Here is a 17,194-nt window from a genome sequence, read left to right as displayed (position 1 = left end):
CGCCCGGCGTCGCGGCCTCCGCCTCTTCCCGTCAGTATGACGCCAGCTACTGCGTAAGAAGCGGTTTCCACATCCCGAGCGAGCCAGACTGCAATTATAAGTATGTAGACGGCCCGCCTGCGACCGCAGTGTAGGATCCTGCAGCGCAGATCTGCTGTTCATGCTAAGAGGCTGTACGCAAATAAACCTCTTTGTGCGTCAGGGATTTAGCGATCGGTCGCCGCTTAATCATTGCGTTCCAAAATATGTGCGGCAGGTCAGCGACGCTGGAAATGCCCGCGCAAGACATAGGCCCGACATGGGAGGACTGGGCCGACGCCGCCTCCCGTATCGAAGTCAACACAAAAAGCCCGGTTATTTCGCGTACAGACTCTAACTCAACGTAGGTTAGTTATGAAAACGCCTCTCTGGAAATCTTCCCCTCCCCAGCAGTAGATTTTGCCGTTGCGCACGGCCACGCTACGGGCACAGCATTTATCTCACACGGCCCACTATGGTCCGGCCGCAGCAGCCGATTGCTCTCGCCAAAAAGGTCTAGCCGAGCGCGGCTTAGCTGCGGTCCTATGGGGTTCGGCCGGACCCGACCGCGGAACTGGCCTGAGGGATAGCAGTGGGGGTAGAAAACCCATGGCAGCTTCTGCAAAGGACAATACAGTGCTGATTCACAGCACTGGCGAACTCATCGACCAAGTTTGTAAAATGTTGCAGTCTGATGGCGTGGTTCGCTGGTTCCGAGGTCATAGGTCAGTGGACTGGGACATCCAGCCGTTTATCTGGCGAGATTACAATAGTGATCATGAGCGTAACTTCACGAATAGGTTTCGCACTCGCGCAGCACTCCGACGCTCAGCTGTACCTGAACGCGACGATTTCCCAGCGTGGCTCAGCTTGATGCAGCACTATGGCCTCCCTACTCGGCTGCTTGACTGGTCACGTTCGCCACTTATCGCCGCGTACTTCGCTGTCTCAAAGTATTCTGACAAGAACTACGCCCCAGCAGATGCCGTCATCTGGATGCTTGCACCTCATACGCTCAATGAATCAGAGGGCTTCGAAGGAGTGACACCACCTATAGATGGCTACATCAGCGAGAAGATGATCGAGCCGGCCTTCCGAACCAGAAAGGAGAACGGCAAGGTACTCGCGGTAATGTCTGTTGAGCATGATGCGCGGATGGTGGTACAGCAGGGCGCATTTACTGTGCACTCAGACCGTAAGCCTCTCAATACTCGACTTGGTCATGAGAAGTACTTATTCAAATTTTGTATCCCAGCCAAGTGCGTCCAGCGCATGGCGCTGGAGATTCAAGCTTGCAGCATCACGAGGGGGGAGATCTTTCCTGACTTTGCGAACTTGGCAGACGAATTGAGGGGGCTCCCCTAGAGGTGGCATCCACAATCCCGAGCGAACTTAGGGGAGGCTTGCATCGCCCCATTTCCGTTTACCGAGTCTTGTCGTGATATGGTTCCGATATGGAGCCGCCCTCCCCTGCGCCACCTTGTCTCCCCTGGGACTTCCACCCAGCGCTGAGCGAGGATCGCCTGCGGCTCTGCGCCAGGCTGCTGGCCAATGCCCGCCGTGATGCCCTGGCCATGGCCAGCTACGAGCTCGGCGACGATCCCTGGTCGGTCGGCTGCCGCGCCTTCGCCTTTGGCCGCCATCGCCTGAAGCGGGCCGCCGCGTCCGGCGACTATCCCTGGCTCGAGGTGCTGGACGACAGCGCCCATTTCGTCTTCGTCATCGGCTCGAATGGCCAGGGCGTGCCGGTCCGCTTCTACCGCGGCGCCGCCGACGAGCCGACCGAGCGCACACTGCGCCGGCAGGAGGGCGAGGCGCAGCAGCTCTCGCTGGCGCTGGGCACCGAGGCGGCCGAGGGGCTGGTCTTCCGCTTTGCGGTCGAGACCGGCGAGGGTGGCCAGGTGGAGCGGGTAGTGTTCCTGGCGCTGCGTGGCGAGGACCGGGTCGAGTGTTTCTGGCCGGTGCCGCTGACCCTGCTGCCGGCCGAGGTGGCCGGAGCCCAGGGTGGTGCGGTGCAGTTACGCCTCATTGTCGATGACGGCTACGAAGGCCCGGCACAGAACACATCGTTCTCCCCTGCCCTGCGCCCGGCGCTACCGCGTCCCAAGGCGCCAAGCAGCTCGTCCCGGCAGGTGGGAACCAAGCTGCTCTAATCCAGACGTGGCAGTGGATGCCACGGTAGCAAGCAGATTTCCGGCGACCGCCGCTATGTTGTCGCTGTCTCCAGTGTGGTTGGCCGTGAGGACAAATCTGTCCACGAAGCCATTCGTGGCGGCAATGCAGGAGCTTGATATTGCTGGTAGATCCCCGAGAGAAAAGGGTGTGGGGTCTACCGACGCTCTAGCCGATACGAGCCACTGGGGGCCGCGATGGATGGAGCGTCACGCTTGTCTCGGTCACATTTACCCTTGCGTCTGGGTAGGCGGCTGTCGCGGCTGCAAGGGCGTCCAGGAAATGCGGCTTGAATTGGCGGACAAGTTTAAAGCCGGTGCCGAACTGCGTATGCAGTGAGGTCCAGCTGATCGGCGCCGGCTGCGCGAGGGCGTGGAGTCGGTAGGCAAGCCAAATGTAAATGTCGAGCGCCATTGAGCGCTCCTTCAGTTGCCGAATCGCGCTCTCGAGCAGTGGTACCGGGTGATCACTCAGTGCCTTGTAGAAGGTCTCATCGAGGGTGACGATGTCCTCAAAGAGGTTCCCCTGTTCACCGTCATCACGGAAGAAGAGTCCATTGCGGACGATAGCTCCACGCTCGAAGCCATCGCTTGCGCGGCCAGCCTCGTCGGTGACAGTCCAGAAAAACTTAATGCTGCAGGCCGAGATCCGTCGGGCTTGGTCGCGCAATGCTCGGGCGGTTTCGCCGCCGACCGCCATCCCCATCCGGCCCATCCAGTTGCGCATGGACCGCCCAAGGTGAACCTCTCGGCTCCCTGTCCGAACCGCTTGTGTTTGGAGGTAGATTAGGATCATGCGGGCCCGGGCGCCGTAGGGAACGCCGAACAGGACAGTTGGTCCTGGGCCAGTCTTCAAGCGTCCCGGCTCGACGAGCAGGGTGACGTTGTGGCCCCGTTTCTCCCAAACCTCGCCATCAGGGAGGCGTTTGTGTGGAAAACCGGTCAGGCAGAAGCCGCTGTAGGTAATGCCTAGGTTCTGGGCCTCGTCAGCCAAGACCTCTGCCGCGACATCAACAAGATGGCGTTGCTTCGTCGGGACCATCTCCCGAGCTCTCTCGCGTCCGTGCTGGACGACCAGACGGTGTATGTCCCCCACAGCATTCACCACCAGCGTTCTTAGCGAGAATGGCGGTCTGTAATCAGCGTCGTCAAGTGTGGGGTTAACCGACGGAGCTAGTAGAAAGATAGTTGTTCTTTACTAGTTGAGTCGTCGGTTCATCCCACGGGATAAGCCGGATTCGCGGCACCTAACCCCACACCTGCGTCGGTTCACCCCACGGGAAAACCGTGGTGAGGTGTGGGTTCCAGCATTCGCGTCACCAAACCCCACAGGATAAACCTAGGCCAATTGTGAGCGAATCGGGCATTGAGTTGTGCCGAGCCGCGTTCTTACCGGCTTCGTGACGCTGGCGGTGGTTGGATAGCCCTTGGAGTTCTCAACTTCCTTGCCCAACAGTTTGATTTACTTGGGTGAACGCCTATCTGGTAGCTCCCTGGTAGCTGCCAGATAGCGACCGGAAATCTATTGGCTCGCTTCCTGAAGTTCTTTGTCCAGAGCCGCCACGGCCCGTTCGAATGCCTCGCCCAAAACCCAGCCCTGCTCGTCGGCGAGCTTGTAGAAGGCGTCCACTGCCTCCTGCCGGACCTTGAGATTCAGCTGAACGTTTCGGCCAGTCCGGTAGCGCCGGGGCTCCCGTCGCTCGGACACGACTGGTATTGGTACGGCCGGTGCCGCCTTTGGCTCGCGGCTGTGGAAGCCCACCTGCTCGGCTACCCCCCTCACCTGCTCCGGCCGCGCCGGTGGTTTGGGCTTGAACTCGCCTAGATCGAGATCACCATCCTGCTCGAACATGGATGCTCGGTCGCCGTTCACGCTACTACCTCCGCCTTTGGCCGCGCCGCAGTCGCCTTCAGGAGCCCCACTACTTCGGCTGCGAAGGCCCGCGCGTTCTTTACCGCAGCATCCAGGCCGCTGACCTGGCCTGCGTTCAGGCCTGGAAGTGCGCCGCCGAAGCTGAAGATGGCGCGGAACGCCTCGCGCTCATGCATCTGGGTTTCGAAGGCTGGGACATTGTTTTGTGCCATCTCCTCGCGGATGTGCTGGAGAGTGCGGGGCCGGATTGCCGCCGAAGTTCGGGTGAAGAGCACAGCGTAGGGAATCCTCCGCCCAAACGCCTTCTCCTGCTGCCGGATTAGGCGGATTGCCTTGGCCGCCTCCGCGGCGTCCAGTTGGCTGCCCTGGGTTGGCACTATGACTAGGTCGGCCCGACTGATCGCATAGGCAACGGTCATGCTAGCCGTGCCCTCCAGGTCGACAATGACGAATGGCACGCGGGCCGCGGCGGCCTCGATCTCATCGATGATCGTCGCCTCCGTCACCTCCGACAGAACGGCTAGCGTCTCGGGCTTACCCGGCCGCTTGGCCCAATGGCTGACAGGTCTGTTCGGGTCGGCATCAATGACCACGACCTGCGCGCCCCGCAGGGCCAATTCCGTTGCTAGGACTACGGCGGATGTTGACTTGCCCGCGCCACCCTTTGGCGACGCGAAGACGATGGTGGGCATACCGTTAGCTCCCCTCCTGCTAGCGGATCACCGTTTGATAGTCGCCTGGAGGCTATCTGGGCGTCAACGGGAAGCTAACTAGTAGCTTCTAGGTGGCGCAAAGGGCGGTGCAGAGCGTGACACCAAAGACCGGACGTGGAACGTGCCGAGATCACTCCTAACGCCTCTGTGGCCTATTGCACCACGTAGGCCCGGAAGCTCCGTCGCCCGGTGCCCTCCCTGAGAACGCCGGCGCCCTGCAGCCGCTGGAGCAGCAGCAGGGCGCCCTGCGGGGTGACGCCGAGCTGGCGGGCGAGGCCGCGGGCGGTTAGGGCAGGGGCACGCAGCGCCGCCTCGGCGGCAGCGGGCAGCAGGCTCTGCCGACTGGCGGCCACCAGGCGTGCGGCGGCCGCCTCGGCCTCGCGCAACCGGGTGAGCTCGGCGAGGCCGCGCTGGGCAGCGGCGGCGACCCGGTTCAGGAACACTGCGGGCCAAGCGGCGTGATCGCCGAGCGGCAGGATGGTCGGTCGCTCGGTGGGGCCGAGGCTCCAGAAGGGCAGGGGGATGACCCGCAGCCGGCCCCGTCGCCGCGCCGCCGCGGCAGCGAGCAGCAGTGCTTGCGCCGGGGTGGGCCGGCTGTCCTGCAGCACCTCGGCGGTCAGCCAGGCTGATGCCGCCTCAGCGGCAGCGAGCAGCGGCGGCGGCCCGGGCGGCTGACCGGCGCGGGGCACCGCCAGGGCGGCACTGCGCCAGGCGGCAAACCGCTCCGGCCACAGGCGCAGGGCTGTAACGTCAGCACCCTCTGGGGTGAGCGGCGCCAGGGCCGCAGCCGCGACCTCAGGGGAGGCGAGGGGGTCCCAGCCCGTGCTGGCCAGCCGGCGCAGCGCTCGGGCGAGGGCCAGCCCCTGGGCCAGGGTGGTACCATCCGGCAGCCGGTCGGTGGCCTCGGCGAGCAGCGCCCTGGCGCGGCCTGGGGTGCCGAGGACCCCGCTGGTGGCCGGCAGCGCGGCGGCGCCGCGGCCGCCGAGTGCCGCGGCCGAGAAGTCGCCGAGCAGCCCGGCCTCGGCGAGGGCCAGGTCACGGGGATGGATCCAGGCGCGGTCGGCGGCGGCGGCGAGCCAGCCGGCGGCCTCGGCGAAGGCAAGGCGGGCGACCAGACCCTCGCGCAGGGCAGGGCAGGCGGCTTCGGCCGCGGCATCGAGCCGGGAGAGGGCATCCTCGGCGGCAGCCAGCGGCACCAGCAGGGCGGACCAGTCGGGCTCCCGACGCCGCAGGCTCCGCGCCCGGCTGGGAGAGATCCAGGGCGGCACCGCCATCTCCGGCCCGGCCTCCTCGTCCTCCCAGACCGGGCGCCAGGGAGCCTCATCGGCCGCATCCTCCGGCTCTTCGGGATACAGGCTGTCCGACACGCAGCATCTCCGCACCAACACAGGGCAGTGTAGCGGAATGTGAAAGACAAACACGCATTCCGTTGCGTTGCTCGGGGGGCTTTGCGGTCCGCCCCCTTGGCCCCCGACTCCTCGCCGCCACCGCGCTTCCGCATTCCGTCCGCTAACAGGACTTTGCGGACGGAATCGCTTGCCCGGCGGCCCCCCTGTCGGATAGACTTTTGTCAGATGTCTATCCAGATGGAGGGCGGCATGCAGGTCGGCAAATGGGGCAATAGCTTGGCAGTGCGCCTGCCCGCCGCGGTGGTCGAGGCGCTCGGCCTGCAGGAGGGCGACGAGATCGCCATCGAGGTGGCGGACCCCCGCACCTTCCGCATCGGCCGCGACCGCCGCCGCGACGAGGCCCTGGAGGCCCTGCGCACCCTCGGCTGGACCCTGCCGCCGGGCTTCCGCTTCTCCCGCGACGAGGCCAATGAGCGCGGCGGATGAGCGGTGTCCCCTTCCTGGACACTAATGTGCTGCTCTACGCCGCGCTGCAGCCAGACCCCCGTTCGGACGCCGCCCGGGCGCTGCTGGCGCAGGGTGGCATCGTCAGCGTCCAGGTGCTGAACGAGTTCGTCGCCGTCGCCCGCCGCAAGCTGCGCCGGCCCTGGCCGGAGATCACCCAGGCGCTGGTGGCCATCCGGACCCTCTGCCCGCCGCCGCTCGCCCTCAGCCTCGGCACGCATGACGCTGCCCTCGAGATCGCCGCGCGCACCGGCTACCAGATCTACGACGCGCTGATCCTCGCCGCCGCCCTCGAGGCGGGCTGCGCCACGCTGCTCTCGGAAGATCTGCAGGACGGGCAGGTAATCGACGGCCGCCTGACCCTGCGCAATCCTTTCCGGCCGGCATGACCGCCGATAGCGGGGACGGGGGAGGGGAGGGGCGCGCTGGTGCCGCGGCGCTGGTCCTCGACACCAGGCTGTTTGGTGACCTGGTGGTCCCCGGCGGCGGCGCCCGGGCGGAGGAGCTGCGGGCCCTCGCAGCCCGCGCCGCGGTCTATGCCACCAAGGCCCGAGGGGAGGGCACCCTGCGGGCCTATCGCTCGGCCTGGCGCGGTTATGCGGCCTGGTGCCACAGCCTCGGCCGCGAGCCGCTGGCCGGCGATCCCGACATCCTGGCGATGTACGTGGTCAAGCGCGCCGATGCCGGGCTCCGCCTGGCCAGCCTGCGGGTGCACCTGGCCGCCATCCAGGCGGCGCACCGCCTCGCTGGCATCGCCCTCGACCTGAAAGATCCCCGCCTGGCCATGGTGCTGGAGGGCGTCGCCCGGACCAAGGGCACCCGGCCGGGCAAGCGGGCGGCCGCCGCCACGCCCGACGCGCTGCGGCGGATGCTGGCGGCCCGGCCCGGGGCCGACACGGCACTCGGCGCCCGCGACCGGGCGATGCTGCTGCTGGGCTTTGGCGCGGCGCTGCGCCGGGCCGAACTGGCCGCGCTCCGCCTCGGCGAGGTGGTCTGCGAGTCGGGGCGGGGGGTGACCGTGCTGGTGCGGCGCTCCAAAACCGATCCGCGCGCCGCCGGCCAGCAGGTGGCGGTCTGGGCCAACCCGGCCGAGCCGGGGTTTTGTGCGATGGCCGCGCTGGAGGCCTGGTTGGGCTTCCGGCGGCGGGCGGCGGACCTCACCGGCGGGGCCTCCGACGCCGAGCGGCCGCTGTTCTGCGCCGTGACCAAGGCCGGCCGGCCCACAGGGCAGGGGCTCTCCGACAAGGCGGTGTGGCGGCTGGTCAAGCAGGCGGCTGTGGACGCCGGCCTGCCGGCGCCGGAGCGCTTCTCGGGGCATTCGCTCAGAGCCGGGCTGGCCACCGCGGCGGGAGAGGCGGGCGCCGGGCTGGCCGACCTGATGCGGCAGACCCGGCACCGCTCGACCGAGGTGGCGCTGGGCTACCTGCGTCCGGCCGATCTCTGGCGCAACAATGTCACCGAAAAGGTGTTCCGGACCGCGCGCAAGGAGGACGGCTGAGGAGCCCGACCGGTCGGAAATGCGGCCTCGTTCTACCGGCCTCATGATCGTCGGGCGCCCTCTTGGGGGCAGGGCGCCTCGGCGCTCGAGCGCTCCTTCCCAGAGGTTCACGGGGCGCTCGCCCGGAAGCCGCCCGCGGCGCCCGTGCTCGGGCTGCACGCAGACGTGCATCGTGAGTACGCCGACCTGTACCAGCGCCTCGTCGTCGATGGCGAACGCGCGCGGGCTGTCATGACGTGTCATGGCGGCCGGCAAGCGACGAGTAGCAGGCGGCCGATAAGATCGGCCGAGGCATTCTGTGCTGTCCCGGTCGGCGGCGAGGTGGCGAAAAGCTGTGCGGTCCAGAGTTCATGCCGAACCAGGGCGAGAGCATCGCTGAAAGTTGGCAGCGGTTTGCGATACCAGGGCCTGCGAGCACCAGTGCCCATGGCTCAGCACGCGATGGTAGACAGCAAAGCCAGCCGCCTCGCCGAGGCCCATGACCCGCAGGGCCGCGGCAACGGTCCGCCGTCCCGGCGCCAGCAGGGCGCCACAGACCAGCACGAGCACGTGACGCCAGACCGCGGCGGTGAAGTGGCATCGGAAGGGCCGCATCCAGCCGTCCAGCACCGCCGGACCCACGCTCGGCGTCATGGCACACCGCCTCCGCCCGAGACCCCCGAGGCGCCAAACGCGGCCGGAGGCAGGAGGGAGGCCGATGGCCAGCAGCCCCGATGATATGCGCGCCCGCATCGAAGCCTACCCCTGGCCGTCGCGGCGCGGCGGCGTCGAGGTGGTGCGGGCCAACAAGGGCTACACGCTCTACAGCCGGCGCACCGGTGGACCGGTCGCCCGGCTGCGCCCAACCGGTCAGGGCAACCGGGTTCAGGTGCTGTGGTGGCGACGTGAGGCCTGGGGCAACCCCGGACCTTTCGGTCGGGAGGTCATGCCGCTCGACGAAGCCCTCGAGTTCATCGCCACCAAGGGCTTCTTCTGGATCCATGCCTCATGACGAAAGCGTCACGGCACGTGCAAAGCCAAGCTTAGACCCTGTACGCGAATAAATCCCTTGCTACGCCTGGGTTTGAGCGACGAGCCGGCGTGAGATGATGGAGATCATCGCGATCCAGACGTGCGCGGCGAAGAGGTCGGGAGCGCGGTCATACACGATGTTGAGCCGGCGATAGCGGCTCATCCAGGCGAACAACCGCTCCACAACCCAGCGGATGCCGCTCGGCAGGAAGTGCCCGTCCCGCGTTCCGCCGGGCGAGACCGCGACGTGGATGTCGTGCCCGAGTGCCGCCGCGGCGAAGGGAGCGCCCTTGAAGCCGCTGTCGCCGAGCAGGTCGCCCTGGAAGCCGAGCGCGGCCAGCCGCGGCAGCATCGGCAGGGTGCCAGCGCGGTCATCGGTGTTGGCCGGATGCAGTTCAAGGTCGAGCAGCGAGCCATGCTTGTCGCAGGCGGCGAAGAGCTTGAGCCCTTGACCAGCTTGCCGCCATCGATGCCCCGCGCCCAGGCGCTCGGGGCCGAGCACAGCGAGCGGCTGTCGACCACCACCGCCGAGGGCAGGACGACATCACCGCAGGCCAGCCGCCAGTCCAGCGCGAGACGCTGGCCCAGTCGGCGCCACAGCCCCAGCCGGGACCAACGGGCGAAGCTCGTGTGCAGCGTGGTGAAAGGAATGCCCGAGAGCCAGCCGGCGATGCGCCACTGCATGCCGCCGAAGGTCAGCATCCAGATCAGCCCGATTAGCCGCCGCCGCAAGCTCAGGTCCGGCTTGCGGCCACGGCGGTGCACGCCGACCCGCTCGCCGTCCATGGCCTCCAGTTCGGCCTCGACGGCGAAGACGAACACCTCCACATCGGCCAGGATGTTCCAGCCGTCGCCGCGGCTGGGGCGGGGAACGCGGCGAGCAGACGGCGGTGGCAGATCAACGGGGCTCAGAAAGTCAGTGTGAGACATCGGCCCGATATGGTGGGGGTGGGCTGGCGCATGGCCCAATGTGTCGGTTCCGAACTAACCTGCCCGCTTATTTCGCGTTCAGATTCTTACGAGGCCTGCTATTGCCGGGTGCTTGTTGCATTGCTCATGAATGTGAAAAAGTTGCTGTGGGGGGTCTTAGGACGTTCGAGGGCTGACAATGAACACCATCAACTGGCTGCACCTGTCTGATTGGCACCAAAAGGGCGAAGATTTCGGCCGGACAGTCGTCCTCGACCGCCTAATTGATGACATTCGGCAGCGGGCGAATATCGACCGCTCACTCGCAAATTTGGATTTCGTCATCTTCAGTGGTGATCTCGCCTTCGCTGGCCAGCCGACAGAGTTTGCTGCGGCACGAAAACTTCTGCTTGATCCCGTGCTCGAAGCACTCGGACTGAAACCCGAGCGACTGTTCATAGTGCCAGGGAACCATGATCTTGACCGGCAGATTGCCTGGGATATGGCGCCTCCGCCGCTACAGCAGCCCCTACCGGGCGAGGCCGCGGTGCATCAATGGCTGACCGATGATCGGCGCCGCGACCGCGCAATGGAGCCATTGCGCGCATTCCACGATTTTGTTGCAGGATACACCGGTCAGCCCGATCCTACCTTCGCGTCGCTACGGGAGTGGGAACTGGCTGGACGGCGGGTGGCCCTACTTGGCCTAAACTCTGCTTGGATGTGTGCGAGACGAAAGGCGGAGGGCAAGAATGAAGAGGTGAACGACTACGGCGTTCTTGTTGTCGGCGAGCCACAGATCCACGGCTCGTTGCAACGAATTTCTGAGCACGATCTCCGCATTGCCGTAATCCACCACCCCTTTGCATGGCTTGCTGACTTTGATCGCGCCCGCGTACAGGAACGCCTGCAACGAGCCGTCGACGTGATCTTGTGTGGCCATCAACACGAGCCGAACGTAGCCGTTGCACTCGGACCCGGAGGAGACTTCATACTCATTCCTGCCGGAGCCGCGTACGATCGGCGCACAGCAGAGAATCCGCGCTATACAAATGCTTATAACTTCGTCTCTATGGATTTTGCGCGTGGAAGAGGGACTGTTTATCTGCGCAAATGGAATGATAGGGGCGCGGTCTGGGCGGCTGACCACGATACTCACCAAGGTGGATACTTCGGATTTCAGCTGCCAACTCGGCTGAGACGGAGACGGGCACCGCGCCGTTCGGGCCGAGGTTCTACTGGCCCCGGCACCACGAGCACGGAGCGACGAGAGGCCGCTGCGGCGAAGTATCGCACCCTTTTACTAGAAACCTGTGATTTGCTGGACCTCGCCAACTTACCAGCATCGGACGTGCATGTGGTTCAGCGGGAGTTACAACTGCGGCGCCTCTACATGCCGGCGCGCGTGCTCGTAGTTCCGGATAGTAAGGAGAGTGACGCCGAATTTAAGGAGTTGGAACAGCTAAGGGCCGACGCGAAACGAGGAGTGGCACGGGACGGACGGTCTCCTCAGGAAGGCAGCCGTCGAGAGCGTGTGCCTATTGGCACATGCCTTTCGCGCAGCGTTCGTGTAGTACTGCTTGGCGACCCTGGCTCTGGTAAGACCACCTTCACCCGCTGGATCGCCACCGCATATCTACTCCGTTTGAAGCACGACCCTTCTTGGAAGGATCTGCCGGAGGTCGGTTCGCTGCCGGACACCGATCTACTGCCCATCCTGATTCGCTGCCGTGATCTACGTCCGGCAGACATGGCAGGAGACCTTAACACACTCCTCGGACGCAGTTTCCGTAGCAATGAACTTGATCCAACAGAATCTGCGGACTTAGTCCCCTATCTGCGCGGTGTGGTCGACGCCGGCACGGCATTGTTGGTGCTCGACGGCCTGGACGAGATCAATGATCCCCGGGAGCGTGCGAAATTCTGCGAGCGCGTCGACCAGCTGGCGCAGGCCAAACCGCAGCTTAGGATCGTCGCCACATCGCGCATTGTCGGCTACCGGGACATGGGAAGGCGCTTAGCACGAGGCTTTCTACACGCCACGCTGGCCGATTTGGCAGGCAGCGAGAAGGATGCCTTTGCGCGCCAGTGGTGTGCGTTGACGGAGCGGCCAGAGCGGCGGGACGCCGCCGCCCGTGAGTTGATCGCAGAGATCCACAGTAGCGATAGGATCGAGCGTCTCACCGGAAGCCCTATCCTGCTCACCACCATGGCGCTTGTAAAGCGGAAGGTCGGCAAGTTACCGCAGCGTAGAGCCGACCTCTACGAAGAAGCGATCGACGTTCTGCTGAACATGAGACCAGAGGTCGACAGACCGATTGAGTGGCGGGAAGCCGTCCCGCAACTTGCATATCTCGCATATGCAATGTGCGATCGCGGCGTGCAGCAACTAGATGAAACGGAGATAGTGCGGCTGCTGGAGGACATGCGATCCGAGCATCCTGCGGCGCACGATGTGCGAGCGCGATCGCCGGAAGACTTTCTGCGCGTCGTTGAGGCGCGTACCGGCCTGCTGTATCAGGCAGGTCGCCGTCGGATCAGCGGCCGCCAGACCCCGGTGTATGAATTCCGCCATCTGACGTTTCAGGAGTATCTCGCGGCCCGAGCACTGGCAGATGGTAAGTACCCGGGTTATACTGCCGAACGCCGCCTTGCTGACCAGATTGGGCCGCTCGCAGGCCGCGTCGAGCGAGTGCAAACGACGGGCTTGCTTAAGGACGAGGACGTCGTAGTCGTCGAAAGCTGGCGCGAGGCGCTCCGGCTCTGCATCGCGATTTGCCGGGACATCGATGTAGATCCGACATTGCACGCGATTCTCGGGACAGGGGATGGCCCTGGGCTCAAGCGCGCGCGGGCGCAGCAAGCTGCCCTTTGCCTGGCGGACGAGCCGAACGCCAGCGAGGCGGTAGGTGCGGAGATTGCGACTGCGTTCGCGGCATCCGTGCGAGCCGAAGAAATGAACCTTTGGGTCACGTCGAGCCTCGTCTTGGCGGTATATGAACTGGCCACGACGCGTTGGCGCACCACCTTTGCGCGAGCATTGCTAGCAGCTTTAGCGCATCAGTCAGGCGATGAGCGCCGGGCACTCTGGCGCCTTACCAAAGACCTAGCATGGAAGGCGAGCCCGGCTGGCCAGATGGTACGCGAACCGAAGCTGTCTCTCGAGACTATCGAGAGCGGGAGCGAGATCGAGGCAATGCTGGCCCTGAGTATGCTTGATACTTCAAGCAAGGAACCAGCTCTAAGCCAGGTCAGTGAGGCATTGCTGAACCGGCTGGCGGGCAGCAATGCGATGCAATTCGTTGCCGGAGCCCGGATTTCCGACCTGTTGAGGGCTGGCTGGCGCCCGATGTCCACTACTGTCGCTCGGTTAGGAGACTTCCTGCTGTGCGAGCAGTCCGACGAGGACGCCGTTGTAGAAATTCTCGAAGCCTTGCATCCGGCCGAGCTTAAGGAATGGTTGCTTATGCTTGAGCAGCTACTGCCGGACCACCGCCCGCGGCGGGTACGCCAGGCGGCGGCCGGGGCGCTCGGCAAACTCGACGACACCCGAGCGGTCGAGCCGCTGCTCGCCCGCCTCGCCGCCGACCAGGACATCGATGTGCGCCGCGTCGCGGCCAGGGCGCTCGGCAAGCTCGGCGACGCTCGCGCGGTCGAGCCGCTGCTTGCCCGCTTCACCGCCGACGACGACATCAATGTGCGCCAGGCCGCGGCCGAGGCGCTCGGCAAGCTCGGCGACGCTCGCGCGGTCGAGCCACTGCTCGCCCGCCTCGCTGCCGACCAGGACGTCAGTGTGCGCCGCGTCACGGCCGAGGCGCTCGGCGAACTCGGCGACGCTCGCGCGGTCGAGCCGCTGCTCGCCCGCCTCGCCGCCGACGACGACATCAATGTGCGCCAGGCCGCGGCCAGGGCGCTCGGCGAACTCGGTGATCCCCGCGGGGGCGAGCCGCTGCTCGCCTGCCTCACCGCCGACCAGGACATCGATGTGCGCCAGGCCGCGGCCGAGGCGCTCGGCGAACTCGGCGACGCTCGCGCGGTCGAGCCGCTGCTCGCCCGCCTCGCCGCCGACCAGGACATCGATGTGCGCCGCGTCGCAGCCAGGGCGCTCGGCAAGCTCCTTGATCCCCGCGCGGTCGAGCCGCTGCTCGCCCGCCTCGCCGCCGACCAGGACTGGAGGATGCGCCAGGCCGCGGCTGGGGCGCTCGGCAAGCTCGGCGACGCTCGCGCGGTCGAGCCGCTACTTGCCCGCCTCGCCGCCGACGACGACATCGATGTGCGCCGCGTCGCGGCCGAGGCGCTCGGCAAACTCGGTGACGCTCGCGCGGTCGAGCCGCTGCTCGCCGGCCTCGCCGCCGACCAGGACGTCAGTGTGTGCCAAGCTGCGACCGAGGCGCTCGGCGAACTCGGCGATCCCCGCGCGGTCAAGCCGCTGCTCGCCCGCCTCGCCGTCGACCAGAACGTCAATGTGCGCCAAGCCGCGGCCGAGGCGCTCGGCAAGCTCGGCGACGCTCGCGCGGTCGAGCCGCTGCTCGCCGGCCTTGCCGCCGACCAGGACGTCAGTGTGCGCCAGGCTGCGGCCGAGGCGCTCGGCGAACTCGGCGACGCTCGCGCGGTCGAGCCGCTGCTCGCCCGCCTCGCCGCCGACGAGCACTGGAGGGTGCGCTACGCCGCGGCCAGGGCGCTCGGCAAGCTCCTTGATCCCCGCGTGGTCGAGCCGCTGCTCGCCCGCCTCACTCCCGGAGAGGACTGGAGGGTGCGCTACGCCGCAGCCGAGGCGCTCGGCGAACTCGGCGACGCTCGCGCGGTCGAGCCGCTGATAGCCCGCCTCGCCACCGACGAGGGAACCTGGGTGCGCCAGGCTGCAGCCGGGGCGCTCGGCAAGCTCGGCGATCCCCGCGCGGTCGAGCCACTGCTCGCCCGCCTTACTCCTGGCGAGCACTGGAGGGTGCGCCATGCTGCGGCCGAGGCGCTCGGCAAGCTCGGCGATCCTCGCGTGGTCGAGTTGCTGCTCGCCTGCCTCACTCCCGGAGAGGACTGGAGGGTGCGCCACGGCGCAACTGGGGCGCTCGGCGAACTCGGCGATCCTCGTGCGGTCGAGCCGCTGCTCGCCCGCCTTGCCGCTGGCGAGGACTGGACGGTGCGCCACGGCGCGGCCGGGGCGCTCGGCAAGCTCGGCGACGTTCGCGCGGTCGAGCCGCTGCTCGCCCGCCTCGCCGCCGACGAGGACATCGATGTGCGCCGCGTCGCGGCCGGGGCACTCGGCGAACTCGGCGACGCTCGCGCGGTCGAGCCGCTGCTTGCCCACCTCGCTCCTGGCGAGGGGACCTGGGTGCGCCAGGCCGCAGCCGGGGCGCTCGGCAAGCTCGGCGATCCCCGCGCGGTCGAGCCGTTGCTCGCCCGCCTTGCTCCCGGCGAGGACTGGAGGGTGCGCCGCGCCGCGGCCGGGGCGCTCGGCAAACTCGGCGATCCCCACGCGATGCGCAGCTTCAGAGAAGCCCTCAAGCATCACGATGCGGGGGGAGCACCGCATTGCAATCAGTGGGCTTACTCAGACCTTGGAGGAGATTGATCGCAAACTGCTTTCAAGAGCTCTTGACGGCCTTCCGCCATTCATGGACCCGCGCAATCCAATCGGGCTTGGTCGCATGCAGACAATAGCTAGGTCATTGAAATTGGAAGTTGCCGAGGTGCAGAGCCGCTACGCCATCCTCGCCCAGCGTTTTGCGATTTCGTTGGAGGACTGTGCGACATTGCCGGCACCGTAGATCTTTGCTCCGCCAGGGCCAAAAATAACGGAGTGTCCGGAACTGTAACATAGGCTGTCGGCCTTCGCGTTACGCTCCCGGGCTTGGCGGACATCCCCCCGCCGGTAACTGGGGCAAATTCCTGGGCGAGGCGGTTGCGCCTGCGGGGGGCGTCGTGATTCACCCTGTTCATGTCGCCACCCGACCCGGCACTGCTGGAGACGTTGTCGCTCGCCGAGTTCCGAGACCTTGTCGGCACGTTGGTGGCGAAGGTTGCCGAACTCACGGCCGACAATGCGGCCCTGAAGGCGGAGAACCAGGCGCTGCGCGACGAGGTAGCCCGGCTGAAGGGTCTGCCGCCGCGGCCACCGTCGCGGCCTTCCGGGATGGAGCAGGCAACCGGCGGCGGCGCCGGGGCGGGCAAAGGCGGCAAGCGGTCGCGGCGCCGGCGGGGTGCCAAGCGCGACCGTGACGCGGTGACCGCCGAGGTGGTGGTGCAGGCCGCGCCGCCGCCGGGCTCGAGATCTCTTCATGCAGCCGCTCCGGCGCATGGGCGAGGAGATTCCGGTGCTTATGGACGGTACACCTTTGGGCCGGCACCGCCGGCCAGAGCGCAGCCAGCGCCTTCTCAAGGCCGGCCGCGCCGTCGATGATCAGGAACTCCGGGGTCCGCAGCCCGCGGGCGAGCAGGTCATTGAGCACGGCCCGCCACGCCGCCTCGCTCTCCCCGCCCATGGCGCGGATGGCGAGCAGCACCTTCTGCCCATCCCGGCGGATGCCGAGGACCACCAGCAGCGAGACAGAGGTCGCCTTCCGATCCAGCCGGACCCGCACCACGGTGCCATCCAGAATGAGGCGGACGATGTCCTCGCCCGCCAGGTCACGCCGGCCCCAGGCCTCCCAATCCGCCTTTACCTTGCGCCAGGCCCGGCTCACCACGTCCTTGCCCACCGCGTCCCGGAACAGCGCCGCCAGCGCCCGCTGCACCCGCCGCGTGTTCGTGCCGGCGAGATAGGCTGAGGCGATCAGGGCCTCGGCCTGGCGGGTCCGCCGGGCGTAGCGCGGCAGCACGGCGCTGCGCCATTCCCGGGTGCTGCCGTCCTCGGCCTGCAGCCGAGCCCGCGGCACCGCCAGCTCGACCGGCCCGAAAGAGCCGGTCAGCTGCCGCCGGCGGTGCCCATGGCGGTGCCCCACGGCCCCGCCAGCCCGCTCGTAGCGCCCGCGCCCCAGCGCCGCCTCGAGCTCCTGCTCCACCATCTCCTCGATCAGGCCCCGGATCCGGCCCCGGAGCCCAGCCTCAATCGGGTCGAACCAAGCCTCCCCGGCAAACAGCGCCTGCTCGGCAAGCGCCCTGCTGCTATTCTTGTCCATGGCGTGGTCTCCACCGGCGCGCCAACGCCGGTC

13 protein-coding genes and 1 pseudogene are annotated in these 17,194 nt (G+C 66.8%); 7 read left to right on the top strand and 7 right to left on the bottom strand.

The genetic code is table 11. The annotated features are described in order from the left end of the window. Positions 1–627 precede the first annotated feature (627 nt). Positions 628–1,383 carry an FRG domain-containing protein gene (locus KSF81_RS28465; protein WP_217382165.1) on the top strand — a complete coding sequence of 252 codons (756 nt, stop codon included), beginning with the start codon at positions 628–630 and terminating at the stop codon, positions 1,381–1,383. Positions 1,384–1,472: 89 nt separating this feature from the next. Further along, positions 1,473–2,171: a hypothetical protein gene (locus tag KSF81_RS28460; protein WP_217382164.1), complete on the top strand. Its 699-nt coding sequence runs from the start codon at positions 1,473–1,475 to the stop codon at positions 2,169–2,171. A gap of 187 nt (positions 2,172–2,358) precedes the next feature. Here the strand turns inward: KSF81_RS28460 and KSF81_RS28455 are convergent, their stop codons facing one another. From KSF81_RS28455 to KSF81_RS28440, 4 genes are all read right to left on the bottom strand, one after another. Continuing rightward, positions 2,359–3,231 (bottom strand): replication protein RepA, encoded by an 873-nt coding sequence (locus KSF81_RS28455; protein WP_254454368.1) that lies wholly within the window; start codon positions 3,229–3,231, stop codon positions 2,359–2,361. A 480-nt stretch (positions 3,232–3,711) separates the two neighbouring features. Beyond that, positions 3,712–4,062 (bottom strand): hypothetical protein, encoded by a 351-nt coding sequence (locus tag KSF81_RS28450; RefSeq protein WP_217382163.1) that lies wholly within the window; start codon positions 4,060–4,062, stop codon positions 3,712–3,714. After that, positions 4,059–4,754, bottom strand: coding sequence for a ParA family protein (locus KSF81_RS28445; RefSeq protein ID WP_217382162.1), 696 nt, complete (start codon positions 4,752–4,754; stop codon positions 4,059–4,061). Before KSF81_RS28445 ends, KSF81_RS28450 begins: the two co-directional genes overlap by 4 nt. Before the next feature lie 173 nt (positions 4,755–4,927). After that, positions 4,928–6,142: a helix-turn-helix domain-containing protein gene (locus KSF81_RS28440; protein WP_217382161.1), complete on the bottom strand. Its 1,215-nt coding sequence runs from the start codon at positions 6,140–6,142 to the stop codon at positions 4,928–4,930. Positions 6,143–6,349: 207 nt separating this feature from the next. On the opposite strand from KSF81_RS28440, the gene KSF81_RS28435 reads away from it, so the two are divergent. Genes KSF81_RS28435 through KSF81_RS28425 form a run of 3 tightly spaced genes read left to right on the top strand, consistent with a single transcriptional unit; the run spans position 6,350 to position 8,126 of the window. Continuing rightward, on the top strand, positions 6,350–6,610 hold the full coding sequence (locus KSF81_RS28435; RefSeq protein WP_254454367.1) for an AbrB/MazE/SpoVT family DNA-binding domain-containing protein: 261 nt from the start codon (positions 6,350–6,352) through the stop codon (positions 6,608–6,610). Beyond that, positions 6,607–7,017 carry a PIN domain-containing protein gene (locus KSF81_RS28430; RefSeq protein WP_217382160.1) on the top strand — a complete coding sequence of 137 codons (411 nt, stop codon included), beginning with the start codon at positions 6,607–6,609 and terminating at the stop codon, positions 7,015–7,017. Before KSF81_RS28435 ends, KSF81_RS28430 begins: the two co-directional genes overlap by 4 nt. Continuing rightward, entirely contained in the window at positions 7,014–8,126 is a 1,113-nt protein-coding gene (locus tag KSF81_RS28425) for a tyrosine-type recombinase/integrase (protein WP_217382211.1), read from the top strand. Before KSF81_RS28430 ends, KSF81_RS28425 begins: the two co-directional genes overlap by 4 nt. Before the next feature lie 348 nt (positions 8,127–8,474). On the opposite strand, the gene KSF81_RS28420 is transcribed toward KSF81_RS28425, so the two are convergent. Continuing rightward, the gene (locus KSF81_RS28420) at positions 8,475–8,759 is read right to left on the bottom strand and encodes a transposase (protein ID WP_217382158.1); all 285 of its coding nucleotides are present in this window, start codon (positions 8,757–8,759) and stop codon (positions 8,475–8,477) included. Between the two features lie 64 nt (positions 8,760–8,823). Between KSF81_RS28420 and KSF81_RS28415 the strand changes: the two genes are divergently transcribed. Further along, the gene (locus tag KSF81_RS28415) at positions 8,824–9,117 is read left to right on the top strand and encodes a hypothetical protein (RefSeq protein WP_217382157.1); all 294 of its coding nucleotides are present in this window, start codon (positions 8,824–8,826) and stop codon (positions 9,115–9,117) included. Positions 9,118–9,177: 60 nt separating this feature from the next. Here KSF81_RS28415 and KSF81_RS28410 read toward each other — a convergent pair whose 3' ends face one another. Then, on the bottom strand, positions 9,178–9,639 hold the full coding sequence (locus KSF81_RS28410) for a transposase (protein WP_217382156.1): 462 nt from the start codon (positions 9,637–9,639) through the stop codon (positions 9,178–9,180). A 606-nt stretch (positions 9,640–10,245) separates the two neighbouring features. Here KSF81_RS28410 and KSF81_RS28405 point away from each other — a divergent pair. Next, positions 10,246–15,615, top strand: coding sequence for a HEAT repeat domain-containing protein (locus KSF81_RS28405; RefSeq protein ID WP_217382210.1), 5,370 nt, complete (start codon positions 10,246–10,248; stop codon positions 15,613–15,615). Between the two features lie 694 nt (positions 15,616–16,309). Here KSF81_RS28405 and KSF81_RS28400 read toward each other — a convergent pair. Continuing rightward, a pseudogene (locus KSF81_RS28400) lies at positions 16,310–17,161 on the bottom strand (IS256 family transposase); the annotation flags it as partial. Positions 17,162–17,194 lie beyond the last annotated feature (33 nt).

The sequence above is a fragment of the Siccirubricoccus sp. G192 genome (assembly GCF_019084075.1).
In the GTDB taxonomy this organism is placed as follows: Bacteria; Pseudomonadota; Alphaproteobacteria; order Acetobacterales; family Acetobacteraceae; genus G192.
The sequence above is the reverse complement of the archived record's forward strand: the minus strand, read 5'-3'. Positions and strand labels throughout refer to the sequence as shown.

Bases quoted from the DNA above. Each gene is read 5' to 3' on its own strand.
- KSF81_RS28425 (WP_217382211.1), top strand. From the start codon at position 7,014: ATGACCGCCGATAGCGGGGACGGGGGAGGGGAGGGGCGCGCTGGTGCC.
- KSF81_RS28415 (WP_217382157.1), top strand. From the start codon at position 8,824: ATGGCCAGCAGCCCCGATGATATGCGCGCCCGCATCGAAGCCTACCCC.
- KSF81_RS28460 (WP_217382164.1), top strand. From the start codon at position 1,473: ATGGAGCCGCCCTCCCCTGCGCCACCTTGTCTCCCCTGGGACTTCCAC.
- KSF81_RS28445 (WP_217382162.1), bottom strand. From the start codon at position 4,754: ATGCCCACCATCGTCTTCGCGTCGCCAAAGGGTGGCGCGGGCAAGTCA.
- KSF81_RS28405 (WP_217382210.1), top strand. From the start codon at position 10,246: ATGAACACCATCAACTGGCTGCACCTGTCTGATTGGCACCAAAAGGGC.
- KSF81_RS28430 (WP_217382160.1), top strand. From the start codon at position 6,607: ATGAGCGGTGTCCCCTTCCTGGACACTAATGTGCTGCTCTACGCCGCG.
- KSF81_RS28420 (WP_217382158.1), bottom strand. From the start codon at position 8,759: ATGACGCCGAGCGTGGGTCCGGCGGTGCTGGACGGCTGGATGCGGCCC.
- KSF81_RS28465 (WP_217382165.1), top strand. From the start codon at position 628: ATGGCAGCTTCTGCAAAGGACAATACAGTGCTGATTCACAGCACTGGC.
- KSF81_RS28435 (WP_254454367.1), top strand. From the start codon at position 6,350: ATGTCTATCCAGATGGAGGGCGGCATGCAGGTCGGCAAATGGGGCAAT.
- KSF81_RS28455 (WP_254454368.1), bottom strand. From the start codon at position 3,231: ATGGTCCCGACGAAGCAACGCCATCTTGTTGATGTCGCGGCAGAGGTC.